The organism is Aeromonas sp. Y289-2 (assembly GCF_027705925.1).
Taxonomy (GTDB): Bacteria; Pseudomonadota; Gammaproteobacteria; order Enterobacterales; family Aeromonadaceae; genus Aeromonas; species Aeromonas veronii.
This window is the reverse complement of sequence record NZ_JAPDCH010000001.1, coordinates 73,536-98,685: the sequence shown is the minus strand read 5'-3', so window position 1 is coordinate 98,685 and position 25,150 is coordinate 73,536. Positions and strand designations below refer to the sequence as shown.

Annotated in this window: 22 protein-coding genes; 16 read left to right on the top strand and 6 right to left on the bottom strand. The window is 61.6% G+C overall.

The window, feature by feature from the left end; translation table 11 throughout:
• Window positions 1-8: 8 nt before the first annotated feature.
• Genes OKC43_RS00445 through OKC43_RS00435 form a run of 3 tightly spaced genes read right to left on the bottom strand, consistent with a single transcriptional unit; the run spans window position 9 to window position 4,497 of the window.
• Complete coding sequence (locus OKC43_RS00445; protein ID WP_270658768.1) at window positions 9-2,549, bottom strand: hypothetical protein; 2,541 nt, start codon at window positions 2,547-2,549, stop codon at window positions 9-11.
• Window positions 2,546-3,745 carry a glycosyltransferase gene (locus OKC43_RS00440; protein ID WP_270658769.1) on the bottom strand — a complete coding sequence of 400 codons (1,200 nt, stop codon included), beginning with the start codon at window positions 3,743-3,745 and terminating at the stop codon, window positions 2,546-2,548. The genes OKC43_RS00445 and OKC43_RS00440 overlap by 4 nt, the downstream gene beginning before the upstream one ends.
• Window positions 3,742-4,497 carry an acyltransferase gene (locus OKC43_RS00435; RefSeq protein ID WP_270658770.1) on the bottom strand — a complete coding sequence of 252 codons (756 nt, stop codon included), beginning with the start codon at window positions 4,495-4,497 and terminating at the stop codon, window positions 3,742-3,744. The genes OKC43_RS00440 and OKC43_RS00435 overlap by 4 nt, the downstream gene beginning before the upstream one ends.
• Window positions 4,498-4,796: 299 nt before the next feature.
• Here OKC43_RS00435 and OKC43_RS00430 point away from each other — a divergent pair, with 299 nt between their 5' ends.
• From OKC43_RS00430 to OKC43_RS00415, 4 genes are read left to right on the top strand one after another with little or no spacing between them, the layout of a single operon-like run.
• The gene (locus OKC43_RS00430; RefSeq protein ID WP_043819779.1) at window positions 4,797-6,116 is read left to right on the top strand and encodes a lipopolysaccharide biosynthesis protein; all 1,320 of its coding nucleotides are present in this window, start codon (window positions 4,797-4,799) and stop codon (window positions 6,114-6,116) included.
• Window positions 6,104-7,510 (top strand): O-antigen ligase family protein, encoded by a 1,407-nt coding sequence (locus OKC43_RS00425; RefSeq protein WP_270658771.1) that lies wholly within the window; start codon window positions 6,104-6,106, stop codon window positions 7,508-7,510. The genes OKC43_RS00430 and OKC43_RS00425 overlap by 13 nt, the downstream gene beginning before the upstream one ends.
• A complete protein-coding gene (locus OKC43_RS00420; RefSeq protein WP_270658772.1) occupies window positions 7,507-8,778 on the top strand; it encodes a glycosyltransferase family 4 protein in 1,272 nt (423 codons plus the stop codon). Before OKC43_RS00425 ends, OKC43_RS00420 begins: the two co-directional genes overlap by 4 nt.
• A gap of 12 nt (window positions 8,779-8,790) precedes the next feature.
• Window positions 8,791-9,927, top strand: a complete 1,137-nt coding sequence (locus tag OKC43_RS00415) for a glycosyltransferase family 4 protein (RefSeq protein WP_270658773.1) — start codon at window positions 8,791-8,793, stop codon at window positions 9,925-9,927.
• A gap of 44 nt (window positions 9,928-9,971) precedes the next feature.
• Here OKC43_RS00415 and OKC43_RS00410 read toward each other — a convergent pair whose 3' ends face one another.
• Window positions 9,972-11,018: a GGDEF domain-containing protein gene (locus OKC43_RS00410; RefSeq protein WP_270658774.1), complete on the bottom strand. Its 1,047-nt coding sequence runs from the start codon at window positions 11,016-11,018 to the stop codon at window positions 9,972-9,974.
• 1,249 nt (window positions 11,019-12,267) lie between these two features.
• On the opposite strand from OKC43_RS00410, the gene hybO reads away from it, so the two are divergent.
• From hybO to OKC43_RS00355, 11 genes are all read left to right on the top strand, one after another.
• Window positions 12,268-13,401, top strand: coding sequence for a hydrogenase 2 small subunit (gene hybO, locus OKC43_RS00405; RefSeq protein ID WP_005345182.1), 1,134 nt, complete (start codon window positions 12,268-12,270; stop codon window positions 13,399-13,401).
• A gap of 2 nt (window positions 13,402-13,403) precedes the next feature.
• Window positions 13,404-14,450, top strand: coding sequence for a hydrogenase 2 operon protein HybA (hybA, locus tag OKC43_RS00400; protein ID WP_158113072.1), 1,047 nt, complete (start codon window positions 13,404-13,406; stop codon window positions 14,448-14,450).
• The gene (gene hybB / locus OKC43_RS00395; RefSeq protein ID WP_005351459.1) at window positions 14,443-15,630 is read left to right on the top strand and encodes a Ni/Fe-hydrogenase cytochrome b subunit; all 1,188 of its coding nucleotides are present in this window, start codon (window positions 14,443-14,445) and stop codon (window positions 15,628-15,630) included. The genes hybA and hybB overlap by 8 nt, the downstream gene beginning before the upstream one ends.
• A complete protein-coding gene (gene hybC / locus OKC43_RS00390; RefSeq protein WP_270658775.1) occupies window positions 15,627-17,330 on the top strand; it encodes a hydrogenase 2 large subunit in 1,704 nt (567 codons plus the stop codon). Before hybB ends, hybC begins: the two co-directional genes overlap by 4 nt.
• Window positions 17,330-17,860, top strand: coding sequence for a HyaD/HybD family hydrogenase maturation endopeptidase (locus tag OKC43_RS00385; RefSeq protein ID WP_064337829.1), 531 nt, complete (start codon window positions 17,330-17,332; stop codon window positions 17,858-17,860). Before hybC ends, OKC43_RS00385 begins: the two co-directional genes overlap by 1 nt.
• The gene (hybE, locus tag OKC43_RS00380; RefSeq protein WP_064337830.1) at window positions 17,842-18,381 is read left to right on the top strand and encodes a hydrogenase-2 assembly chaperone; all 540 of its coding nucleotides are present in this window, start codon (window positions 17,842-17,844) and stop codon (window positions 18,379-18,381) included. Before OKC43_RS00385 ends, hybE begins: the two co-directional genes overlap by 19 nt.
• Before the next feature lie 131 nt (window positions 18,382-18,512).
• The gene (locus tag OKC43_RS00375; RefSeq protein ID WP_270658776.1) at window positions 18,513-20,123 is read left to right on the top strand and encodes an ABC transporter substrate-binding protein; all 1,611 of its coding nucleotides are present in this window, start codon (window positions 18,513-18,515) and stop codon (window positions 20,121-20,123) included.
• Window positions 20,108-21,118, top strand: coding sequence for an ABC transporter permease (locus tag OKC43_RS00370; RefSeq protein WP_270658777.1), 1,011 nt, complete (start codon window positions 20,108-20,110; stop codon window positions 21,116-21,118). The genes OKC43_RS00375 and OKC43_RS00370 overlap by 16 nt, the downstream gene beginning before the upstream one ends.
• Window positions 21,108-21,923: an ABC transporter permease gene (locus OKC43_RS00365; protein WP_270803705.1), complete on the top strand. Its 816-nt coding sequence runs from the start codon at window positions 21,108-21,110 to the stop codon at window positions 21,921-21,923. Before OKC43_RS00370 ends, OKC43_RS00365 begins: the two co-directional genes overlap by 11 nt.
• Window positions 21,917-22,705, top strand: a complete 789-nt coding sequence (locus OKC43_RS00360; protein ID WP_270658779.1) for an ATP-binding cassette domain-containing protein — start codon at window positions 21,917-21,919, stop codon at window positions 22,703-22,705. The genes OKC43_RS00365 and OKC43_RS00360 overlap by 7 nt, the downstream gene beginning before the upstream one ends.
• Window positions 22,705-23,346 (top strand): ATP-binding cassette domain-containing protein, encoded by a 642-nt coding sequence (locus tag OKC43_RS00355; protein ID WP_270658780.1) that lies wholly within the window; start codon window positions 22,705-22,707, stop codon window positions 23,344-23,346. The genes OKC43_RS00360 and OKC43_RS00355 overlap by 1 nt, the downstream gene beginning before the upstream one ends.
• A gap of 364 nt (window positions 23,347-23,710) precedes the next feature.
• Here the strand turns inward: OKC43_RS00355 and hypB are convergent, their stop codons facing one another.
• The gene (gene hypB / locus OKC43_RS00350) at window positions 23,711-24,559 is read right to left on the bottom strand and encodes a hydrogenase nickel incorporation protein HypB (RefSeq protein WP_270658840.1); all 849 of its coding nucleotides are present in this window, start codon (window positions 24,557-24,559) and stop codon (window positions 23,711-23,713) included.
• Here hypB and OKC43_RS00345 point away from each other — a divergent pair.
• Complete coding sequence (locus OKC43_RS00345; protein WP_270658841.1) at window positions 24,440-24,820, top strand: hypothetical protein; 381 nt, start codon at window positions 24,440-24,442, stop codon at window positions 24,818-24,820. The genes hypB and OKC43_RS00345 overlap by 120 nt on opposite strands.
• Here OKC43_RS00345 and hypA read toward each other — a convergent pair.
• Window positions 24,798-25,139, bottom strand: a complete 342-nt coding sequence (gene hypA, locus OKC43_RS00340; protein WP_098969481.1) for a hydrogenase maturation nickel metallochaperone HypA — start codon at window positions 25,137-25,139, stop codon at window positions 24,798-24,800. The two genes, OKC43_RS00345 and hypA, sit on opposite strands and share 23 nt — an antisense overlap.
• Between the last annotated feature and the right edge of the window lie 11 nt (window positions 25,140-25,150).

Genomic DNA, 25,150 nt, shown 5'->3' with positions numbered 1-25,150 from the left:
CAGTCACTTCAGGAGGATGAGTGGGCACCAGTTTGCAATGTTTTCAATCCCTTGGCCAGTTGTTCAATTTCGCGGCGCCACTGGATCCAGGCGGCAGAGGGCAGTTGCTCTGCCACCTGCCAGCGGGTCGGCAGCTGATCCCGCAGGCGCTCCAGCAGCACGGCGGCCTCTACTTGATAGCGGGCCTCCTGTTCTAGCCAGGCAAGCCAGCGCAGATCTTCGATGGCTTGCTGCAACAGCAGCAGATCGTGGGAGAGGCGGTGCGCCTCGCAGGCTTGCGGGCCGAGCAGCATAAAGTCGCTCTCCCGCCCGTCGGTGGGGTCATAAGGCAGGGCGGTCGGCATGCGGCCATGCCACTGCAAATAGCCTTCGGCGCCGCTTTGCCACAGGTAAAACCCGGCGGCTCTCGGGGTGCCCAGATTGTAAAACCAGGGGGTGACCTTGTGCTGGCGCACTCGCGCCACATCGCTCTTGTCGGCGCCAAAGCCTGCGTTGATCAGGGCAATCTCCACCTCTGCCAGCAGACCAACCTGACCCGGATGATTGAAGTGACCCGCACGGATCACCGCCGGATCCAGCCGTTTCATCTCCCGCGCCAGGGTGGTGATGGCGGGCAGGGTGGCAAGATCGGGCTCATCAAAGAGGCTCCATGCCAGCGGGGGCAAGCCGCTGGCGGTCAGCCCCTGTTGCCGGGCCTGCCACTGATCAAGCTGGCTGGCAGGGTCTCCCCCCCAGCGTTTGAGCGGGGTATAGGCCAGCAGGGGCGGCACAAAGCCGAGCCCGGCCGCCTCTCCCATGATCTCCCGCATCCCCGCTTCATCCTGTGGCAGGGCGGGCGAGAGGCCGCTGATCCCGAGTTTGGCGAGCCGCGCCAGATCGCAGCGACTGGCCGCGGCGATCTGCTCTTTTAACGCCTCGGGATTGGGGCTCAGCCAATTCAGATAAGGGGGTGCTTCGACATAGATGCCGACCGGCTTGCTGGCTGCGGGCAGGGTCAGCGGCAGCACCTCGATAGTTAGCGGCAATTGCACCAGTTGTTGTTGGCTCAGCAGCTGAATATTGCCCAGATAGCGACCGGCAGGCGCATCGCGAGGGACGGTGATCTGCAGCACCAGACGCCGAGGTACGCCTGCCAGCAGGGTGAGCCCGGCGATCCCCTCGACCAGCTCCTGATCCGAGGGGGCCAACAGGGTGCCGCTCGCCTGCGGGCGAACCAGATGCCACTTGCCGTAATAGTGGGTCAGCGCCAGCGGTGATCCTGCCTGTTCGGGGGGCTGGATCACCAGCAAGGGGGCCGGATCGTCGGTGGCAGCGTGGATGGCAAACTCCAGCAACAGCTGGCTGCCACGGGCGGCCAGCACGGGTTGTGAAGCCTGCTGCAACGCATCGGCCGCAGATGCCGGGGCGATCTGCAGGGTTGGGGCGGCATCCGTAATCGGCGTGAGGCTGAGCTGCTGCGAAGCTGGGGCTGGGGTTGGGGAATAGGGGGCCAGAGTCCACTTCTCCAAAAACAGCTGGCGCTGCTTGGTCAGCACGCTTGCGGTAGCGTCAGCCAATACGGCGCGATCTTTTCCGCTATTCGGGAGAGCCTCTTTGCTGGTGCTGGCCGGATAGGGGGCAAGCAGCAGCCCTGCCAGGTATTTGGCATCCGGTGAGTGGCCCACCAGTGTAATAGTGAGCGGGCCGCCGGGGTGGTTCAGGGTGACATGGACCGGGCCGCCTTGACGAGCCCCGAACAGCTGCCAGGGATCCGGATTTGGCAGTGCCTCGCGGGATTGTCCCGCCAGATAGCGCTGCGTTAGCCACTCCTGCGGTTGCCACTGTTCGGCCCAGATGGGCTCGCCATTGACCAGCACGCTGCGCTCGAAGGGGTGGGGCAGATACTCCCATTCACCGGGATCATCGAGCCAGAGGGTGAGCTGGTAGCGCCCTTTGGCCAAGTCCAGTCGCACTCCGTCGAGATTGCGCAGCCCATCGCGCACCAGGGCATCGCCGGAGGGGCGCAAGATGGCGGTGGGGTGGCCAATCAGCCGGGGATCCCCCGGGCTCAGGGCCTCAAAGCCGGTAAAGCGGGGCGCAGCCGCCGCCCCCAGATCCAGCGCAATGGTGCCCTCAGGCAGGGTCAGACCGGGCACCCAGTACCAGCGGTGAATGGTCAGCGAGGGGGCGTTATCGGCCATAAAGAGATAGAGCTTGGTGAGTTTGTCCAGCGCCAGCGCTCTGGGTTGGCTGGTGCGCCACTCACTCAAGGCAAAGCGCTGGGTGAAGGGGCCGGGTGCGACAATCCGCTCCAGATTGACCCGGCTTCGGTAGTTGACCGAGGCCTCATCGTCGATACGCAGGATCAGGGTTTGCGGGTGGGCGCTGGGATTATGGCCCTCGATCACCAGTTCATCATCGCTGCCTATTGGCCAGCTGTGGGTGCTCAGATCGAGCCGCTGGGGTGTCTGGTTGCCTGTCAGGGGCAGCGGGGTCAGCCCCTCCAGCCGGGTAGCGCCCATCGCTGCATTGGCGCAGAGCAGGATAACCAGCCAAAGCCCTCTGCTCATCCGGCCAGCCCCTTCAACCAGTTGTTCAGCTCGGCAGCCTTGTGATCCCAGCTTTGCAGGGCCACCTGCTGTTGGCGTGTGTGGCGCCCTTCGCTGCGGGTGAGCCCCTCCCAGCCACTCTCCTGAAACCAGCCCGGATTGGGTTGATCAAAGGCGGCCCGGTTGATGGCCTGGGCCAGGCTCTCACCATCGTGGGGGAGCTGGATCTGATCCCGATAGCCATCGAGAGCCGGAAAATCGGTGCTGACGATGGGGCGCCCTGCGGCCAGATACTCGCGCAATTTCAATGGATTGCAGGCACGGATCTGGGCGTTGTCGACAAAGGGCAGCAAACTCACCTGCCAGTGCTGGGCATAGGCCGCCAGCGTGTGGTGGGGTCGGGGCCCCAGCAGATGGATATTGGGGAGCCCCTTGAGGGGGGAGATATCGGTCTGGACCGGGCCAATCAGCACCAGATCCCAGTGGGGCAGGGCGGCCGCCGTCTCTGCCAGCAGGGGGATATCAATCCAGTCGCTCAGGCTGCCGTAAAATCCGGCAATGGGGCGGCCGGAGGGAAGATCCGCCGGCCGCTCTCTGGGGGGCATAAACAGCTCGAGATCCACCCCGTGGCTGAGGAGCCGGGTTTTATGGGGGGGGAAGCGGCTGGCCAGTGCGGGGCTGGCGGCCAGAATGAGATCCGCTTTTTCCACCAGTCGGGCTTCGCAGTGAGCGATGGCCTGATGATCCACCCCCGCCAGCGCCGAGAAGTCATCGCCGCAGTAGTAGATCACCGCCCGCTCTTCGAGCTTGCCAATCAGATCGACGGCGCTGGGCAGGGAGATCCAGAGCAAGGGGCGATCCAGCTCGGGCAACTGGCGCCGGATCTGCGCCGCCAGCCAGTGGCCATTGATCTTGCCCGCCAGCCGACTGCCCGGCAGCGGCAAGGCGAGCGGCGGCAGAACCCGGGGGCTGCTGGCGTCGATTGGCGCAACCGACTGGCTGCCAGCATGGCGCGCGCCGCGCAGCACCGCCCCCAGTTTGCGGACGATGCGGGTGAGATCATGAAGGGTAAAGCGGGGGCAACGCATGCCGATGGAGTTGACCCAGAGCACTTGATAATCGGGCAACAGACGCTTGATCAGGTGCTGGGTGCTGGAGGGGTGCTGGCCCCAATCCTCGCCCAGCACCACCAGTTGCGGCAGTGAGTGTGGTTTCATGCCAAGGTCTCCGAAGCGTGTGCGAGGTCGCTGTGATCCTGTGGCAGCAAGGGGCGCAGTACGGTGGCCGGTACACCCGCTGCCAGCACGCCAGCGGGCAGATCCCGGGTGACGATGCTGCCAGCGGCGACAATGGTGCCCGCGCCTATGGTGACACCGGCCATCACCATCACCCCGGTGCCAAGCCAGACATCCTGCTCCAGCACAATGGCCCCCACCTGTTCATCGCGATCCGGCAGGCCCCGGGCGCGATCGCGGGCGTTGACCGGGTGCCCCGGGTAGCCCGCCAGAAAGGCACGCCCTGCAATCCGGACGTTATCCCCCAGCACTATCTTGCTACCCACCGCCAGGGTGGTCTGCCAGCCAATGCCGACATTGCGGCCAATCACCAGCTTTGGCGTCTGGCTCGATGCCCGGCCGCTGATGGTCATGGCGGCGCTGAGGCGGCAGTCGGCACCAATTTCGATGGTGACCGGACCGCTGATATAGGGGATGCCGCCATAGAGATAGAGGCGTGGCGCGGGGGCTGTGAGGCGAGATTGAAACAAGGGGGTCCACCAGAGGGTGCGGGTCAGGGTTTCCAGCGCGTTGCTGCCCAGCAGATAGAGCCGATAAAGCAGCCGATGCAGGGGTGGGATCACGGGGAATGACCAGTGGCGGGCACTTTTGGCCAGTCGCCATACCCGGCGAGCCAGTGGCGTTTCCCCCTGTTTGGCCCAGCTTTTCATCCGGTGCAGGTTGATGGTATTCATGGCGACCTCTCCCTCTGGTGCAGTCCGTTGCTCGCTAAGCAGAAAGCAGGGATCGGGCCAACAGGACGGCCCCAGCTAGATCGGGCCAAATGGGGCTAAGAGGAGGGGCAGATTGCGCCGGTCGGTGCAATTTGCAGCCAGCGTTGTGCAAAACGCAAATGCTAGTCTCATTCTGGGCTTGTTCAGGCCGGTTCAGCCGCACAGAGGGGCTATCGCTTCAGGGCTGGAGTGAGTGGCGTGGGCTTTGCATTAGCGGTAGCTGACCCGGAGCAGGATGCGTCGGGTGGCTGGGAGGCCCTATGAAACTTGGTGTAAACCAGATTGCCATGCTCTATTACGCCGGCGGCTTGCTCCTGATGAAGGGGATCTCCCTGCTGATGCTTCCGGTGTTGACCCATCAGCTGCTGCCTCGTGAATACGGCCAGCTGGAGGTGCTGCTGACTCTCATCAATCTGGGTTCCCTTATTTTGGGCTTCGGGCTGGTGGATGCCCTCTACCGCTTTGCCGGATTGGCGAAAGATGAGCAGGAGCGCCAGCAGGTGGTGGCCCGCATGTTTGGTCTGGTCTGGCTGATCGCCCTGGCCAGTCTGGTGCTGCTCTGGCTGCTGGCGCCTGTGGTGCAAGCCTGGCTGCCAGTTGAAACCCGCCTTGCGGATGTGCGCTGGGTGCTCTGCGCCCTGCCGTTTGAAGGGGTGATCGGCGTGCCGCTGGCATGGCTGCGGATGCGCAATCAGGCGCGGCTCTTTTTCGTGGCGACCGCAGGCAAGGCGGTGATCCAGTCGGTGCTGACCGGCTGGTGGCTCTGGCTCGGTTGGGGAGTAAGCGGGGTGCTGGCCTCCGGCACCCTGACCTGCGTTGCACTGGCGCTGCTGCTGAGCCTCTGGCAGTGGCGAGATAGCGGGATCCGCTTTGACTGGCAACACTACCGGCCGCTGCTGCGCTATGGATTGCCCCTGGTGGTGAGCGGGTTGGCAGGTTTTGCCCTGAGCGGACTGGATCGCTGGCTGCTGGCCGATGTGGTGGGGGAGGCGCTGCTTGCCTACTACGCCGTAGCGGGCAAGCTCGCGCTGGCGGTGGGGTTGTTGCTGCAACCCTTTGCCCTCTGGTGGTATCCCCGTCGTTTCATGCTGCTGCGCGAGCCGGATGGACTGCGACTCAATGCCCACTACAGCGTGATGGGGTCGGTACTGGGGTTTGTCACCGCGGGGATTGTCGGGCTTACCGCCCCCTTGCTTATTCGCTGGCTGACCCCGGAGAGCTATCACGGGGCGATCGCCTATATTCCGCTGCTGGTGCTGGGCATGGCGGTGCGCAATGTTTCGGACTTGCTCAATGTCGGCTGCTTTAGCGGCGAGAAGAGCAATGCCCAGATGGTGATCAATCTGGGCTGCAGCGCCCTTGGGGTCGCAGGCTTTCTGCTCGCCATCCCCCCCTTCGGGGTCGCCGGGGTGATCTGGACCCTACTGCTGGTCTATCTGGTGCGGGCGCTGGCCTTTTATCTGGTGAGCCAGCGGTTGCTGCCGCTGCCGTATCGCCTCTCCACCCTCTGGGCCAGTTCCCTCGGGGCGCTGGCGATGGTCTGGCTCGGCCAATGGTGGGCAGGATCATGGCTCGTCTAACGTCGGCCATCTGGGCAAGCACCATCTGTCTGGTGCTGGCTCTGCTCTGGTGGCGGCTGCCCCATCCCTTGCTGCTGCCGGTGCTCGGCCTTGCCATTCCCGCCATCTGGTTTGCCCTGCGCTGGCCCTTCTTGATGGTGCTGGGGTTTGTCACTTTCTCCTTTTTCCGGCTGCATGAGGTATTCCCTCAGCTCTATCCCCTCAAGATCCCGCTGCTCTTCTCGCTGGCCGCCATCGGTGCGCTGGTCTGGCACATTTTGCTGACCGGCCGGATCAAGCCCTACTGGAGTCCAGCCCTGAGCTGGCTGACGGCCTTCTTTGTGATGGTCTCCATCGGTGTGCTGTTTGCCAGCAACCGGGGCGAGGCGATCGCCACCTGGACCGGCAGCTACAGCAAGATCTATCTGATGACCCTGGCCACCGCCTGGCTGGTGCGCACCCCGGGGGATTTTGCGCTGGCGGTGCGCACCTTTGTGGTGGCGGGCTGTCTGGTGGCGCTGGTGGCCCTCTACAACAAGGCGAGCGGAATTGGGCTGGTGGAGGGGACCCGGGTGACCATAGGGCGCGAGCTGGGCTCTGTGCTGGGGGATCCCAACGATCTGGCGCTGGTGCTGCTCTTTCCTGCCGGCTTTTCGCTGAGCTTGCTGCTCAATCAGGGCAATGGGGTGGGGGGGCGTTTGCTGGGGGGGCTTGGCTTTGCGCTGACTGCGGCCGCCATTATCGCCACCCAGAGCCGGGGTGGTCTGCTGGGTATCTGCGCCGTTGGTGGCCTGTTTGCCTGGCAGCGGGTGAAGTCGAAAACCCTGTTGATCTCGCTGGGGATGGTCGCGCTGGTGGTGCTGTTTGCCGCCGCCGGGATCAGCGACCGGGCATCTGGCGGCGCCGCCGAGAGCGGGGTCGATGCCTCGGCCATGGGGCGGATCTACGCCTGGCAAGCGGCCTGGGGGATGGCGCTGGGCCACCCGCTGGTGGGGGTGGGCTTGTCCAATTTCTATTACAACTACTTCTTCTACAGCCCCCATTGGGATGGGCTTAATCATGCGGTGCACTCCACCTGGTTCGGGGTGCTGGCTGAAACCGGCTTTGTCGGGTTGGCGCTGTTTATCGGCATGGTGACGGTGACCCTGCGCAGTTGCTGGCGTTGTCAGCTTGCTGGCATGCCTCCTGCAGTGATCACGGCGATGCAGGGGGTGATGGCCAGCATGGTAGGGTTTGTGATTTCGGGATCCTTCCTGACCCAGGGGTTTACCTGGCCCATCTATCTGGAATTGGCGCTGGCCGTCGCCGCCATCAAGTACGTGCAGCAGGCGGCCACAGAGGTGAAGGCCACCGCTGAGGAGCATCAGGAGGCAACCCGGTTGCCGGCAGTGCCACCAAAGGGAGCAAGAGGATGAACGCAACCCCTGTTTTGCTGGTTCACTACGGAGAGGACTGGATCCGCGGCAGCGAACGCTGCCTGCTGGATCTGCTGGCCCACCTCGATCGCAGCCGCTTTACGCCGTTGCTCTGGTGCAATAGCCCGACGCTGGCGGCAGAGGTGGCCACCCTCGGGGTAGAAACCATGGTCGAGCCGTTCAGCCTGCTGCTGGGATGGCAGGCGCCCCGTTTTGATCTTGCGGCCCATCGGCGCCTCTCCCGGCGAGCCAGAGAGCTCATCACCGAACGGCAGATTGGGCTGGTGCACGCCAACAGCGCGGCTCCTTGTCAGTGGCTGGCGGGGGTCTGTCGGGCGTTGCAGGTACCGCTGGTGTGCCACCTCCATGCCCGTTACCAGCCAAGAGACAGATTCAGCCTGCGGGTTCATCAGGCAAGCGTGCTGATCGGGGTGAGCGAGCCGGTGTTGACCGGTTGGCGCCAGGATGGCTGCGCGGCCGAGCGGTTGATCCGGGTACCCAACGGGGTGGATGCCGCTCGCCTGAATGGCGGAGCTCACTGGCCGGTCGTCGGCATGCTGGGCTTGCCCCCGGGGGATATGATCATCGCAACCGTTGGCTCCCTGATCAAACGCAAGGGGATTGATCTGCTGATCCGCTCGCTGGCTGCCCTGATGGCATCGGGGGAGGAGGCCCAGTTGCTGATTATTGGCAGCGGTCCGGAGCGGGAAGCATTGATGGCGTTGGCTGTCGAGCTCGGGGTGGCCGAGCGGGTCCACTTTCTCGGCGAGCGACCGGACAGCGCGGCTATCTTGCGGGGCGGGGTGGATCTGCTGGTCTCCGGCGCCCGTGAGGAGGTGTTTGGTCTGACGTTGGCGGAGGCGGGCATGTTGGGGCTCCCGGTCAGTGCCTACCGAGTGGGCGGCATCCCCGAAGTGGTGGAGGAGGGGGTGACCGGTTTGCTGGCAACCCCGGGGGATTGGGCCGAGATGGCTGATCACTGGCGGCAATTGAGCAATCCGCAGCGCCGATGTGAAATGGGGCGGGCTGCTCAGCTGCGTGCCGCACAGTTGTTTACGGTGGCGCGCTATGTCGACGGGGTCACGGCGGTGTGGGACGCCGCACTGGCTGGTCGTTGGCACGCCACGGCCTCCACACCCTTCCGACCATTCATTCACTGGGCGGGGCAACGACTCCTTGCCAGAGGGCGCAATATGCTGGCGAGTGGGATGGCAAGAGTGGCGCAAAGAGTGCAACTGGGGTTTGGCCGCCGCAAGGTGCCAGAGTAAGGGAGCAGCAAGATGAGCATGCAAACTGAGCCGGTGTTCGGAAAGGTCATCGTTGTGGATCCTATCCCGTTTCGCGGTGGCTCCAAGGTTGCGACCGAAGTGCTGCTCGATGAGTTGGCCAAACGGATGCCCGGGCTCACATGCCATGTGTTGACCCAGGATCCCGACTCCTGGCCCCGTTGTCAGCATCATCCTCTTTGGCTGCCCCACATATTGAAGGGGCGGGAGTCCGGCATCGGCTATCTGCTCAAACAGGGGTGGCAGACCCTGCTGATCCTCTGGCTTGTGCTGCGCTTGGGGCAGGTGAAGTGCCTGGTGGCGGCGTCCGGGCCGGGGGTGGATCTCTGCTGTTACTGGGCGGCCCGCTGGTTGCGGTGCCGGGTGGTTCAGCTGATCCATGGCCCTGTGGGGTGCTCGGGGCTCTCTGCCAGGGCCTTGCAACGGGCGAATTTTGTGTTTTATCTCGAATCAACCCGCAGCTCCCTGGCGGCATTGCTGGCCCGGCTTGGCGAGACCGAGTTCCCGTCACACTGGCAGCCATTTACCAACGGCTTGAGCGAGATTGATTGGCCCAAAGCGACCCTGGGGGGGCCTCGTATTTTGTGGGCGGCCTCGTTGCTACGCTGGAAGGGGCTGGAGACCATGCTGGCCGCCCATCAACTGATCCCTGACGCTCGCCCCGAGCTGATGGTGTGCTATCTGCAGCCCAAGGGCACGCTGCAACCCTGCAGCCAGCCCCAGCCACAACTGCCAGACACCTATTGGTATGCCAACCCCGCCAATCTTGACGAGATCCGATCTCGATGCGGCATTTTTGTCTCCACCAGTCATCAGGAACCGTTTGGCCTCTCCATTCTGGAGGCCATGGCGGCAGGATTATGCGTGGTGATCCCGGCCGATGGCGCCTGGTGGGACCGACACCTCGCCGATGACGTGAATTGCCGCAAATATCAGCCAAACGATCCCGGCGATCTGGCGCGGGTGCTGGCCAGCCTCAATGCCATGCCCGACGTGGTCAAGCGACTTGGCCATCATGCTCGCCTGCATGCCATGGTCCATTACAACGCGGCAGATACCTATCAAAGCACACTGGATCAGTGGGAAGGTATGTTGCGATGGGATGCGTTGAGCCTTGCCGTGCATGGTTAGCGCGCAGTGGTTCCCCACGGGGAGGATGGTCACGCATGAGGGACTTATGGGCAGACTGGTTGCGGGAGGCTGGGTGACTCCGCCACTCTGATGCAGTTACGGCCGGATGATTTGGCGGTGTAGAGCGCAGCATCAGCCAGTTTGACCAGTTCAGATGGCTGCCAGTGACTCGATGGTCTGAGGCAGGCAACACCCATGCTAACGGTCACCAGACCGGTGGCATTTTGTGCGTGTGGCTGCGCGAGTGTAAAAATCAGTCGCTGGATATGTTGGGCAATTTCATAGGCGGATTGACGCTCGACATGTGGCAACAGGATGACAAATTCCTCTCCGCCGTAGCGGGCCACCAACTCCCCCGAGCGGCGCCCGGATTGCGCCAGGGTATGGGCCAGCAATCGAAGGCACTCGTCACCGGCAACGTGGCCATAGAGGTCGTTGAACTGCTTGAAATGATCGATGTCGAGCATGATGAGCGCAATCGGCATCTCTGTCTGAATACAGCGCTCCCAGGCCTGGTTCAATGAGTTGTCGAACAGACGACGGTTGCCGATGTTGGTGAGCCCGTCGGTATTGCTGAGCGCTTCCAGTTTCCGGTTCGCTTCCGCCAGCTCCTTGGTTCTGAGCTCGATAATGAGCTCCAGCTCATGTTGGCGCTCCTCAAGACTGGTCATCGGGTAAATTTCGCTTTCCCGAGCCGCACTGTAAGGGATGGAGATACTGCTGTGAGCAATTTTCCACGCCATGGCTTCGTGTCGAAAAATCAATACCAGTCTGGCGGTTCTGCGGGAGAGGATAGGTTCTGATTTCGGTAGATGGATATGAAAGAAGGCGGTGACCGCCACCACATCGGCGGCCAGATCTTGCAGGGTCACATCGAGTATTTCCAGGCGGATCCTGCCTGGGATCTGGGCAAAATCGCGGCGGGTTATCCGGATCCACTCATCCCTATCGGTAACCAGAACATCACTGCTGCCGGCAAAACCGCTGAAATTGTCGCTAAACCGCGTGGTGAGCCGATCATCCCGTGATGAATACATCTCGATGTACTCATCAAACAGTGAGCGGATCAACTGTTCCCGTTCAGTGGTCATTGCGCTGGGCCCATGTGAAGTGGTCACGTTTTTCAAACGTTTGATTGAACTATAGTCAATTATGTCATTTCATTTGGCTATCTATCTTGATTTTTATCGTTTTTTTGTTCAATTCCCGCACTTGGCAAGTGTCCATTGGGCCAGCCAGAAACAAGGCTCCATGGCGTGGTTATCAGAGGCAGTCAGGGGGAGGCTGGCGGCCGCTGCGGGCTGAATTTCACGAGCTGAGCAGGGCTGTCAACGAGTTCGAGTTCGATCAGGCAAGGTAGTGGCTGGGGGCACTGCTAGGCTGATGATTAATACACTTATAGTTTGTCATGTTTATCGTCATCCCAACTCATTTTTTGGGGTTGCCATTGAACAAGAATAATTATCATCTTTATCAATGGGGATGGATATTTACGCTCTGGTTAATTAAACGGGGTGACGTGAAGGTAAATAGTGTGAAGGCGGGCGGTAACATCTGTAACCAGATGAGCGAATGCATCGCGAGTTAAATATGTACACTATGTTGCAGGCAGCCTTCCACCTTGCCTTTTCTCTCATCATTAATTTGAATGCAGATTCATGATGATGCGTAAACATATCCGTGAGCGCGATATTTTACTCACCAGCATCCAAGACAATAAAGAGTGGGGGAGGTCATACTGATATGCATACCTCGGCGGCATCTTTTCATTAAGCGGTGTTAAACGTCAGGGAGGACAAGCGGGGTTGTGCTGTGTGGGCTCGCAGTAGAACGTGTCGCACTGAAGCGCAGGTAAAATGCAAACTGAAACCAAGCGACATGCAGGTAAATCGTGCCGTGCAGGCCGTGCTTGCTACCGGTGGCAGCTGGCCGTGAGACAGTCCTGGTATGGGGAGGCAAGTCAGGAGGTTGTCCCGTGGATGACTGTATGGAATATGCAATGAGATGAGTAAAGATATATTCAATGGATCATTTATTGGTGGGTATCAGTATTGTGAAATAAGCGGTATAGCCAAGATTTCAATCATGTTAATTTGGCTCACAGTGAAAGAGAGGATATGCGGCGATTAATTATTTAATATCCAATTAAGTTCATAAAATTTACGGAGTTGCTAAGTATCTCTTTGGGGGTAATTAATTTCATTTGTGATGTGGCTCGCTATGAAAATAGGGGTAAGCCGGTCGAAATTGATAGAGATCAATACTGCAGGGTGGGTGAGTCCTTAGCATTTCCGCTATTAAGCATTTATCAAACAAGTGCTCACTACGGGAATAAGTAGAATGGTCGAGGATAATTTTTTATCGGCTCATGGGATTAATCGCCGTGATTTTATGAAATTGTGTGCCGGGATGGCCGCAACCCTGGGATTAAGTCAGCATGCCGTCGCCAAGATGGCCACCGCGCTCACCAGCCCCGAGCGGCCGCCGGTGATCTGGATTGGGGCGCAGGAGTGCACCGGCTGTACCGAGTCACTGCTGCGCGCCACGCACCCCACCATCGAGAACCTGATCCTCAATACTATTTCGCTGGAGTACCACGAGGTGCTCTCGGCGGCCTTTGGTCATCAGGCGGAAGAGAACAAGCACAATGCCATCAAGCGCTATAAAGGCAAGTATGTGCTGGTGGTGGATGGCTCCATTCCGCTCAAGGATGGTGGCGTCTACTGCATGGTGGCCGGTGAGCCTATCGTCGACCATATTCGCCGTGCAGCCGCCGACGCGGCTGCGGTCATCGCCATCGGCTCCTGCGCCGCCTGGGGCGGTGTGCCTGCCAGCGGTGGCAACCCGACCGGCGCCGTCAGCCTTGAAGAGGCGCTCGGCAATATCGGCACTCCCATCATCAATATCCCGGGCTGCCCGCCCAATCCCCACAACTTCCTCACCACGGTTGCCTACTACATCACCTACGGCAAGCTGCCGGCGCTGGATAGCAAGAAGCGCCCGCTGTTTGCCTATGAGCGGCTGATCCACGAGAACTGCGAGCGTCGTCCGCACTTCGACGCAGGGCGTTTTGCCAAGGAGTTTGGTGATGAGGGTCACCGTCAGGGTTGGTGTCTCTACCATCTTGGCTGCAAAGGGCCGGAGACCTATGGCAACTGCTCGACCCTTGAGTTCTGCGATGTGGGCGGCGGCATCTGGCCGGTCGGCATCGGTCACCCCTGTTATGGCTGCAACGAGCAGGGGGTCGGTTTTAGCAAGGGGATCTTCCAGCTTGCCAAGGTAGAGAACCCGACTCCGAGGGTGGATAAACCCGATGTGAAAATTCAGGAGGGGGGCTATACCTCGCCCACTGCGACCGGCCTTATCGGTGGCGCCCTCGGGGTGCTGGTGGGGGTGAGTCTGATGACGGTGCGTGAACTCGGTCGCCAGCAGAAGCGCCACGAAGCCGGGCAGCACCCATCACGGGAGGAGTAACCGTGAACAGACGCAACTTCCTCAAATTCGCCTCCGTCGGTGCACTGGCGGCGGGCACAGCCGTACCCGGCACCGCACTGGCAGCGGCCAAGAACAAGCCGCCCATTCCTGGCGCGCTCGGCATGTTGTATGACTCTACCCTCTGCGTCGGCTGTCAGGCCTGTGTGGCGGAGTGTCAGCGCCTCAACGGCAACCCGGCCAATCCAGCCGGGGCGCAAACCTGGTCCAACAACGACAAGCTGACCCCCTACACCAACAACATCATTCAGGTGTGGAAGAGCGGCACTGGCGAGCACAAGGATCAGCTGGTGGATGGCTACGCCTACATCAAGAAGCAGTGCATGCACTGTGTCGATCCCAACTGCGTCTCTGTCTGTCCGGTGCAGGCTCTTACAAAAGATCCCAAGACCGGCATCGTTCACTACGACCCGAGCGTCTGCACCGGCTGTCGCTACTGCATGGTGGGCTGCCCGTTCGATGTACCCAAATATGACTACGACAACCCGTTGGGGGCGATCCACAAGTGCGAGCTCTGCAACCAGAAGGGGCTTGAGCGGATCGATCAGGGCAAGTTGCCCGGCTGTGTCGAGGTGTGCCCGACCGGCGCCGTCATCTTCGGCACCCGCGAGGAGCTGATGGCCGAGGCCAAGCGTCGTCTGCTGGCGACTCCGGGCAGCGAATATGCCTATCCGCGCCAGACCCTCTCTGCCAACGACCCTTACCTGCACGAGGTGCCCAACTACCAGCCTTACGTCTATGGCGAGAAAGAGGGGGGCGGCACCCAGGTGCTGGTGCTGGCCGGGGTGCCCTATACCAAGCTCGACATGCCCGATCTGCCGGAGCTCTCCTCCGGTGCCCGCTCCGAGCATATCCAGCACACCCTCTACAAGGGGATGGTGCTGCCCATGGTGGTGCTGACTGGCCTCTCGGTGCTCATTCGCCGCAACACCAAGAATGGTCACGATCATCATCACGATGATGGCCATGATCAGGGGCGTGCGCAGATCAAGGATCAGGGCACTACAAAGGGAGGCAAGGATCATGAGTAATCACAAGGCACATCCCCTCGGCGGCAAGCTGGTCAGCTGGCCTGTGCTGGTGCTGGCCCCTTTTGCCGTGCTGTGCGGCATGTTGATCTTGAAACGCCTCGTCTTCGGGCTGGGCTCGGTCACCGATCTGAATGGCGGCTACCCCTGGGGGCTCTGGATCTCGTTCGATCTCTTGATTGGTACCGGTTTCGCCTGTGGCGGCTGGGCGCTGGCCTGGGCTGTCTATGTGTTCAACCGGGGCGAGTATCACCCGCTGGTGCGACCGGCCCTGTTGGCGAGCCTGTTCGGCTACTCGCTGGGCGGCCTCTCCATCACCATCGATGTGGGGCGTTACTGGAACCTGCCGTACTTCTACCTGCCCGGTCACTTCAACACCTCCTCGGTGCTGTTCGAGACGGCGGTCTGCATGACCATCTATATCGGGGTGATGGCGCTGGAGTTTGCGCCCGTGCTGCTGGAGAAGTTCGGCTGGAAGGCGTCGCTCATTCGCCTCAACAAGATCATGTTCTTCGTGCTGGCGCTGGGGGCTCTGCTGCCCACCATGCACCAATCCTCGATGGGCTCGTTGATGATAGTGGCGGGGGAGAAGATCCATCCGCTCTGGCAAAGCTACGAGTTGCTGCCGGTCTTTTCGCTGCTGACCGCCTTCATCATGGGCTTCTCCATCGTGGTATTTGAGGGCTCTTTGGTGCAGGCGGGACTGGCGGGGCGGGGCCCCAACGAGAAGTCGCTCTTCTACAAACTGACCCAGGTGATCGATATCTTCCTGATCCTGTTTGTGGCGCTGCGCTTTGCCGAGATCGTCATCCACGACAAGTCGGAGTATCTCTCCGAGTTCAATCGCTTCTCCATCATGTTCTGGAGCGAGATTGCGCTGATGATCTTCCCGCTGCTGGTGTTCCACTGGGACAAGAGCCGCCGGGATTCGCGCATGTTGTTCCTGGGGGCCCTCAGCATGCTGCTGGGCGCCGCCCTCTGGCGACTGGATTACTCCCTGCTCGCCTTCAACCCCGGCAATGGCTACCACTACTTCCCCTCCGCGGAGGAGGTGCTGATCTCTCTGGGCTTCGTTGCCATCGAGGTGTGTGCCTATTTGCTGTTGATCCGGCTGCTGCCGGTACTGCCATCACTTGAACGTGTTCACCAAGATTATCAGGCCCGAGGGAAAGCCAACGTATGAGCCAACGTATCACCATAGACCCCATCACCCGCATTGAGGGGCACCTGCGTATCGACTGCGAAATCGAAGGCGGAAAAGTGACCAAAGCCTGGTCGTCTGGCACCATGTGGCGCGGGATGGAGGAGATCGTCAAGGGCAACGACCCGCGCGATGCCTGGATGATAGTGCAGCGCATCTGCGGGGTATGTACCTCCATCCACGCCATCGCTTCGGTGCGGGCGGTGGAGAATGCCATCGGCGCCAAGGTGCCGGTCAACGCCCAGTACATCCGCAACCTCATCATCGCGGCCCACAACATCCACGATCACATCGTCCACTTCTATCAGCTCTCCGCGCTGGACTGGGTGGACATCACCGCGGCCCTTGAGGCCAATCCGCAAAAAGCGGCGGACATGCTCAAGGGGGTATCAACCTGGTCCCTCAACAGTGCCGATGAACTGACCAAGGTGCAGGACAAGATCCGCGCGCTGGTGGCGAGCGGCCAGCTCGGCATCTTTGCCAACGGTTACTGGGGTCACAAGGAGATGAAGCTGAGCCCGGAGGTAAACCTAATCGCCGTGGCCCACTACCTGCAGGCGCTGGAGTACCAGCGCGATGCCAACCGCATTGTCGCCATCCTCGGTGGCAAGAGCCCGCACATCCAGAATCTGGCGGTGGGCGGCGTGGCCAACCCCATCAATCTGGATGCACCTAGCGTGCTCAACCTGGAGCGGCTGCTCTATGTGAAGAGCTTTATCGACCGGCTCGGCGAGTTTATCGAGCAGGTCTACAAGGTGGATGCCGCCATCATAGCCGCCCACTACCCCGAGTGGTTGCATCTGGGGCAGGGGGCCAAGCACTACCTGAGCGTGCCGGAGCTCCCCACCGACGCCAACGGCGGCAGCTTCCTGATGCCGGGCGGCTATATCGAGAATGGCAATCTGGCGGGTTATCGCCCCATCGAGAGTCATCAGGATGGCTGGTTGATGGACGGCATCGCCGAGAGCAACAAGCACGCCTGGTACAAGGATGACGAGCCCCTCAAACCCTGGGAGGGCAAAACCGAGCCTAATTACACCGGCTGGCAGGATGACGGCAAATACTCCTGGGTCAAATCCCCCACCTTCTACGGCAAGGTGGTGGAGGTGGGGCCGCTCGCAGACTTGTTGGTGAAGCTCGCCGCCAAACACCCGGAAACGGTGGCGCATTTCGATCAGCTGAACGGCATCTACAAGGCGCTCACCGGCTCTGCCATCAAGACTGAACAGCTGCACTCCACCATGGGTCGCATCATCGGTCGAGCGGTGCGCTGCTGCGTGCTCAAAGATACCCTGGCGCACCAGTGGAAGGCGCTGGTGGACAACATCGGCAAGGGGGACACCACCGCCTACATCAAGGCAGAGATCCCGTCGGATAAAGAGTTTCGCGGAGTGGGCTTTGAAGAGGCGCCGCGTGGCATGCTCTCCCACTGGATCGTCATCAAGGGCGGCAAGATCGAGAACTATCAGGCGGTGGTGCCATCGACCTGGAACTCGGGCCCGCGCAACTTCAATGACGAGCCCGGCCCCTACGAGCAGGCGCTGGTGGGCACCCCGGTGGCGGATCCCGCCAAACCGCTGGAGGTGGTGCGCACCATCCACTCGTTCGATCCCTGCATGTCCTGCGCGGTGCACGTGGTGGATACCCAGAATGGCGAAACAACTCAGGTGAAGGTGTTGTGATGAACATCCTGATCTTGGGCGTCGGCAACCTGCTGTTGAGCGATGAGGCGGTAGGGGTTCGCATCGTCGAGGCGCTGGGGCGCAACTACCGTTTCGCCCCCGGCATCGAGCTGCTCGACGGCGGTACCGCCGGCATGGAATTGCTCGAAGCGATGGCCAGTCGCGATCACATCATTCTGGCGGATGCGGTGCGCAGCGGTAATCCGCCGGGCACCGTAGTGACTCTGAAAGATGAGGAGATCCCGACCCTGTTTGGCCGCAAGATCTCCCCCCATCAGCTGGGGCTGGCGGACGTGCTCTCGGCGTTGCATATGACGGGGGAGTCGCCCAAGCGGCTCACTCTGATCGGCATAGAACCCGAATCCCTCGAGCCCCGCATCGGCCTCACCCCTGTGGTGGCGGCGGCCATGGGGGAGGCGACGGATCGGATCTTGACCCTGCTGGCCAGTGTCGGTGCCCCTGCCATCCCGCTCTCTGAGCAGGAGAAAGCTGAACAAGCGCGGGAGGGCCTATGGCGCAGTCCCATTTAAGCGAGGTTGATAGAGTGCTGGAGATAGTACCGGAGACGGCACAGGAGTTTGCCGGATTTGCCAGCAATCCTGCGCCTCTGCTGGTAGCCCAGTACGAGCGGATCGCTCGCGAAGAGATGCAGGCGTTGCCCTTCTATCACCCGGACATGCCCATAGTGGCGGAGTGCGTGCTGTTTGAAGGTCAGTGGCTTGGCTGTGTGCTCACCCCCTGGATGCTGAGCGTGGTGGTGCTGCCGGGGCCGGATCAGCTTTGGCCGGTGCGCAGCAGCAGCGATCGACTCGCCCTGCAGCTCCCCTGCGGCAACATGACCTTTATGGTGGGTGATCTGCCCGAAAGTGGTCAGCTGCTGGCCTGCTCCCTGATGTCGCCGCTCGATCCCCATCTCGGGGCCGGGGAGGGGCGAGCACTGGTGAGCAGCACCCTCAAGATGCTGCTCTCCTTGCCGGTACAACAAGGGGCTGGCGGCGTGGATCTGGGTCGCAGACGGCTATTAGGTGCCCGGCGCGGTCAACCGGCATAGTCGCTAGGTTTCACGCGAAATCAAGTTTAGAATAGGGGGCCATTTTGGCCCCTCACTCCCATGTTCAGACACGCATTCCGCCTCTTTTTTGAGTGATGATCCGTGAGTGGTACAAAACAAGAAGGATCCCCATGACTGTTTCTCGCAATTCCCTTCGCCATTACGCCAGATCCAGCGCTACCGCCCTGTTGACCCTGCTGCTGGGCACCGCTTCTCACGCGGCGCTGGCCGCTGCCCAACCTGTGCCTGCCGAGCTCAAGCTCGCCATCGGAGCCGAACCCACCGAAGGATTTGACCCTCTGCTTGGCTGGAGCCACGGCAGCTACCTGCTGCTGCATAGCCCGCTGCTCAAGCAGAACGCCGATCTCAGTTGGCAGAATGTGCTCACCCAGGCTGTGACCCCGAGCAAGGATGGCAAGGGGTGGATCATTACCCTCAAGCCTGACCTGAAATTCTCCAACGGCGCGCCGCTCACCGCCGAGGATGTGGCCTTTACCTACAACAGCGCGGCCAAGGGCGGCGGCAAGATCGACATGGGCAACTTTGTCTCGGCCAAGGTGCTCTCGCCCACCGAGGTTGCCATCACTCTTAGCGCCCCCCAGAGCACCTTCGTCAACGTGCTGGGATCCTTGGGGATAGTGTCGAAGAAGGATTACGACGCAAAAGCATATGCCCAAAAGCCGGTCGGTGCCGGCCCTTACCGGTTGGTGAGCTTCCTGCCCGGCCAGCAACTGGTGGTGGAGGCGAACCCCTATTACGCTGGCGGCAACAATGACTTCAAACGGCTAGTGTTTGTCTTTATCGATGAAGAGAGCGCCTATGCTGCTGCCCAGAGCAGCCAGCTCGATGTGGTGCGCATTGCCCCGTCGCTGGCGCCCACCGTGCCTGCCGCCCTCAGGCTCTGGGTGCGGCCGAGCGTGGAGAACCGCGGCATCGTCTTCCCCATTCCGCCTGCGGGCGGCAAGGATGCCAAGGGTTATCCCATCGGCAACGACGTGACCTCGGACGTGGCGGTGCGCCGCGCCATCAACTACGCCATCGACCGCAAGCTGCTGGCCGACCAGTTGCTGGAAGGACATGCCATCCCCGCCTACAGCGCGGTAGAAGGCTTGCCCTGGCTGAACAAAGCCACCGCCTTCAAGGATGGGGATGTCGCCCACGCCAACGCCCTACTCGATGAGGCAGGCTGGAAGAGGGGCAGCGATGGCATTCGCCACAAGGGCAATCTGCGCGCCGCCTTTACCCTCTGGTACTCCAGTGGCGACAGCACCCGCCGGGATTTGGCAGAAGCGGTGCGGGCCATGCTCAAACCCATCGGCCTCGAAGTGAGCCTCAAGTCCGGCAGCTGGGAGCAGGTGGAGCGGGAGATGCACGCCAACCCGGTGCTGATGGGGTGGGGGAGTCTGGATCCCATGGAGCTCTATCACCACTACCAGAGCGGCTCCGGTGGCGTGGAGTTCTACAACCCGGGCTACTACAGCAACCCTGTGGTGGATGGCCACCTCAAGCAGGCGCTGGATGCTCCAAACTGGCAGGCTGCCGTGCCGTTCTGGCAGCAGGTGGAGTGGGATGGCAAGACCGGCGCCGGAGTGCAGGGAGATGCCGCCTGGGCCTGGCTGCTCAATGTGCAGCACACCTATCTCGCCAACCGTTGCATCGATCTTGGCAAGGGGGCGCCGGAAATCCACGGTAGCTGGTCCCTGCTCAACAACCTGCAGGATTGGCGGTGGACGTGCCGTTAAGTTCGCCTTTGAGTCATTCAGGTTATCTGTTGCTAAAAGCCCTGCTGCGTCTGGCAGGGCTGTTATGTCTGGTCTCGGTCGCCACCTTTGTGCTGCTGAGTTACTCCCCCATCGACCCCATCAAGGCCTATATCGGCAACGATCTGCTCCATGTGCCGCCGGAGCAGTACGTCCGCATCGCCGCTCGCTGGGGGCTGGATCAACCGCTCTGGCTGCGCTACTGGCACTGGTTTAGCCAGGTGCTGCAGGGGGATCTCGGTTACTCCATGCTCTACAACGCGCCTGTGGGTGAGGTAATTGGCCAGCGCTTTGCCGCCTCCTTCCTGCTGCTGGCGGGTGCCTGGCTGCTCTCCGGCTTTTTCGGGATTTTGCTGGGCCTCTGCGCCGGTCGCTATCTCAACCGCTGGCCCGATCGCCTGATTTGCCGTTTTGCCTACCTGCTCGCCTCCCTGCCCACCTTCTGGGTCGGCCTCTTGCTGCTCGCCCTGTTTGCGGTGCATTGGCCACTACTGCCAGTCTGCTGCGCCTGGACGCCGGGGCTCGCTGCCGATGAGGCCGATTGGGGATTACGGGCGCGCCATCTGTTGCTGCCGGTGACTACCCTGGCGCTGCTCGGGCTGGGCAACATTGCCCTGCATACCCGGGGGCGGGTGGCCGAGGTGCTGGAGAGCGACTTTATCCGCTACGCCCGCGCTCAGGGGGATGGCGGCTGGCCCATGCTGCGTTTTCACGTGCTGCGCCACGCCCTGACCCCGGCGCTCTGCCTGCAGTTTGCCTCCCTCGGTGAACTGATTGGCGGATCGCTCTTGGCCGAAAAGGTCTTCTCCTACCCGGGGCTCGGCCAGGCCACCGTGGATGCGGGGCTCAGGGGCGATATCCCCTTGCTGATGGGAATCGTGCTCTTCTGCACCCTGCTGGTCTTTATTGGCAACACGGTGGCCAGTTTGCTGCTGGCGCGCATCAATCGGGGTTGGGAGGGTGAGCATGTTGTTTAATCCGTTTCCCTCCATACTGAGGCTGGTTTTTGCCCTGCTCGGATTGGCGCTGCTGGTCACTTACGGCTGGAGCCTCTCTCATCAGGATGTGCCGATGGATCTGCTGGCGCGCCAGCAGCCCCCCTCGCTGGCCCACTGGTTCGGCACCGATCAGATGGGGCGGGATCTCTGGTTGCGGGCTTTTCAAGGCACCCTCACCAGTCTGGAACTCGGCATCAGCACGGCGCTCTGCAGTGGCCTGCTGGCCATGGTGGCGGCAAGCGTGTCGCTCGTTCATCCCAGATGTGATGCGGCGGTGCGGCTGCTCATCGACGCCATGCTGGCGCTGCCCCATATGCTGCTCTTGATCCTCATCTGCTTTACCGTGGGGGGCGGTATGCGCGGGGTGATCCTGGCGGTGGCGCTGACCCACTGGCCCAAGCTGGCGCTCATTCTTTGCGCAGAAGCGCGGCGGATCGCTTGCAGCGACTATGTGGTGCTGGCCCGCTGTCAGGGGATGGGGGCGCTGCGTCGCTGGCGCATCCACCTGCTGCCGGGGCTGTTGCCCCAGTGGTTTATCGGCACCCTGCTGATGTTTCCCCATGCGGTGCTGCACAGCGCGGCCTTGAGCTTTCTCGGTTTTGGGCTGGCAGCCCACGAGGCTTCGCTGGGCCTGCTGCTGGCTGATGCCTTGCGTTATCTGGCCGGTGGCGGCTGGTGGCTGGCCCTATTCCCGGGGTTGATGTTGCTGCTGCTGGTGTTGCTCTTTGATCAGGCTACCCGCGCCTTGCAACAGCTGCTGTGGCACAGGAGTGAACCATGCTGAGTTTTGATCAGGTGACCATAGAGGCGGCCCACTACTCCTGGCTGGGGCGGCGTAGCTGGCAGCCATTGCTGACCGATATCAGCCTGCAACTGGCGCCGGGGGAGATAGTGGCGCTGGTGGGGGGGAGCGGCGAGGGCAAGAGCCTGCTGCTGCAAAGCGCCCTGACATTGCTGCCGGACAACCTGCGCATGCTCGGCGCCATCTCCCTCGATGGCACACCCCTGTGCGACGCCAGCCGGGCCCGTTTGCGCGGTCACACTCTCTGCTATGTGCCACAGGGAGTAAGCGCCCTCAATCCATTGCTGACGGTGGAGCGCCAGCTGGGCCGTGCGGCACGTCTCTGCGGCCAGAACGGTTCCCGCGAGCGGCTCGGTGAGCAGCTGCTGCGCTACCAGCTGCCCACGACCACCCTGGACAGGTACCCGCGCCAGCTCTCCGGCGGCATGGCCAAGCGCATTCTGGCCTGCACTGCGGCGCTCGGCGGCGCCCGCTACATTCTGGCAGACGAGATCACCGCCTGGCTCGACGAGGGGCTGGCCTGTCTGCTGCTCGGCCAGTTGCGTGAATTGGCCAATCAGGGCAGCGGTATCCTCTGGGTCACCCACGATCTGGCGCTGGCGGCCCGCTTTGCCGATCGCATTGTGGCGCTGCATCAGGGGCAGGTGAGCGATACTTTGAGCTGCCACCATCTGCGTCAGGGGCAGGGGAGCGAGATGCTCCGTGCCCACTGGCAGGCGCTGCCCGAGTTCAATGCGCTCTTCTCTGTGCCGGAGGTTTCCTGATGTTTGAAGTACGGGATCTCACTATCGCTCAGGGGGAACGCCCCCTCTGGCAGGGTTTATCGCTGACGGTGAAAGCGGGCGAGCGGCTCGGTATCTCTGCGCCGAGTGGCCATGGCAAGACCACGCTGGGACGGGTATTGGCAGGTTGGCAACCGGTTGGGGCCGGCGGGCTGCTCCTGCTTGATGGGCAGCCGGTGCCTGAACAGGTAAAAGGTTATAACCCCATCCAGCTGGTGCCCCAGCACCCGGAACTCACCTTCAATCCCTATCGCACCACCGGGCAGGCGCTGTGGGATGTGTGGCGTCCCGATGAGGCCATGCTGATCCGCTTTATGGTCAAGCCTGAATGGCTTGGTCGTAAACCCGGTCAGCTCTCCGGTGGCGAGCTGGCCCGCATAGCGTTGCTGCGCGCCCTCGATCCCCGCACCCGGTTGCTGATTGCCGATGAGGTGACTGCCCAGCTGGACCCGCAAATTCAGCGCCAGCTCTGGCGGGAGTTGATGATTGAGTGCGAACAGCGCGGGCTTGGCATGGTGATATTCAGTCACCAGCAGGCGCTGCTGCGCCAGATCTGCCATCGGGTGCTGCGCTTTGGTGAGATGCAGCCCGTGACTGGTGTATTGGCTGAAAATGCGGCCTGAGGATTGGCTTCCCCCTCATCCCCAGCCCTTCTCCCGCAAGGGGAGAAGGGAGCAGAAGGTGCCATTTCGCCAGGCTCGGGGTTTAGGGTTTGGAGAACCTTGGGGTTTGAAAATATGGCTGGTTGTTATGCTCGAAGTGCCCCCTGAGGCGTTTGAGGGAGTCGTATAGTTGCTGCATGCTGTCGGCATCCACAAACCGATTCCCTCTCCCTGGGGAGAGGGCCAGGGTGAGGGGGGCGAGTATAAAACGCTGGCCATTCTGTACAGAGAGAACCGTTGGCAAAGCGCGCAGATAAAGAGAGGGGGGCATCAGCCTCCCTCTTTTGCTATCCACAGTTAGCAACGGTGTTTATCCGGTTCAGTTTCAGGCACTGGCCAGCCAGTTGAGCCAGGCATCCATCCCTTCGCCGGTGGTGGCGCTGACCTGAATCACCTGAATATAGGGGTTGACCCGTTTGGCGTTCTCGATGCAGCGGGCCACGTCAAAGCTGACGTAGGGCAGCAGATCGATCTTGTTGATCACCATCAGCTGGGCAGCGGCGAACATGTCCGGGTATTTCAGCGGCTTCTCTTCCCCCTCGGTGACGGAGAGGATCGCCACCTTGTACTTCTCGCCGAGATCGAAGCTGGCGGGGCAGACCAGATTGCCCACGTTCTCGATAAAGAGGATGCCCCCTTCATTGGCGGGCAGCTGGTGGCAGGCGTCGTGGACCATCTTGGCGTCCAGATGGCAGCCCTTGCCGGTGTTGATCTGCACGGCAGGGACGCCGGTGGCACGGATACGATCCGCATCGGCGCTGGTCTGCTGATCCCCTTCGATCACGGCGCAGGGGCGCTTGTCGGCCAGCTGGCGCAGGGTTTCGCACAGCAAAGTGGTCTTGCCTGAACCCGGGCTCGACACCAGGTTAAGCACCAACTGGGCCGCCTCGTCGAAGTGCTCGCGGTTATGGGCCGCCAAGGCATTGTTCTTGGCCAGCACATCCATCTCGATGGCGATCAGCTGGCGCTGCCCCATGCCGGGCACCGACAATCCCGCTTCCCCTTTGCCGTAGTGCAGATCACCCTGCTGATGGTCATGGTCATGGTCATGGTCATGGTCATGGTCATGGCTATGGTCATGCCCGTAATCATGAGAGTGGGCATGATCATGAGGATGGTGGTGGGGATGATCATGGTGGTGCTCATGCGGCTGAACATGCCCCTCGTGGCTTATGGGAGCCCGTACCCCGTGGTAGTGATGATGAACATCACCCTGATGGTGGTAGTGGTGGTGAATGATCAGGGTGCGTGGTGCGCTCTGCTCGTGGTCATGATGGTGATGGGCGTCATGAGCATGATGATGGTCGTGCTCATGACCATGTTCATGGTGATGTTCATGTTCGTGATGATGCTCATGATCGTGCTCATGGCCGGCGATCCGCGCCTGGCCGCATCCGCATACGCTACACATATCAACTTACCTCGATGTCGGTGATGCGCAGGCTATCACCCTGCGCGACTCGTAATTTGTATCCGCCACACTCGGGGCAGGCCTGCCCGCGCTCGGTGAGGGTGACCGTCTTGTTGCAGTCGTAGCACCAGGCTTCTGCCGCCTGGTGCAGGAAGTGCAGCTGGGCTCCTTCGACTGCGGTGCCCTTGGCGGCCGCCTCGAAACAGAAGGCAATGGTGTCCGGGTCGACGCAGGAGAAGCTGCCGACCTCGAGCCAGAGGGCGGTCACCTTGTTAAAGCCCCGCTGGGTGGCCTGCTCGGCCGCCAGATCGATGGCGGCCATGGCCAGAGACATTTCGTGCATGGTAGCTCCTT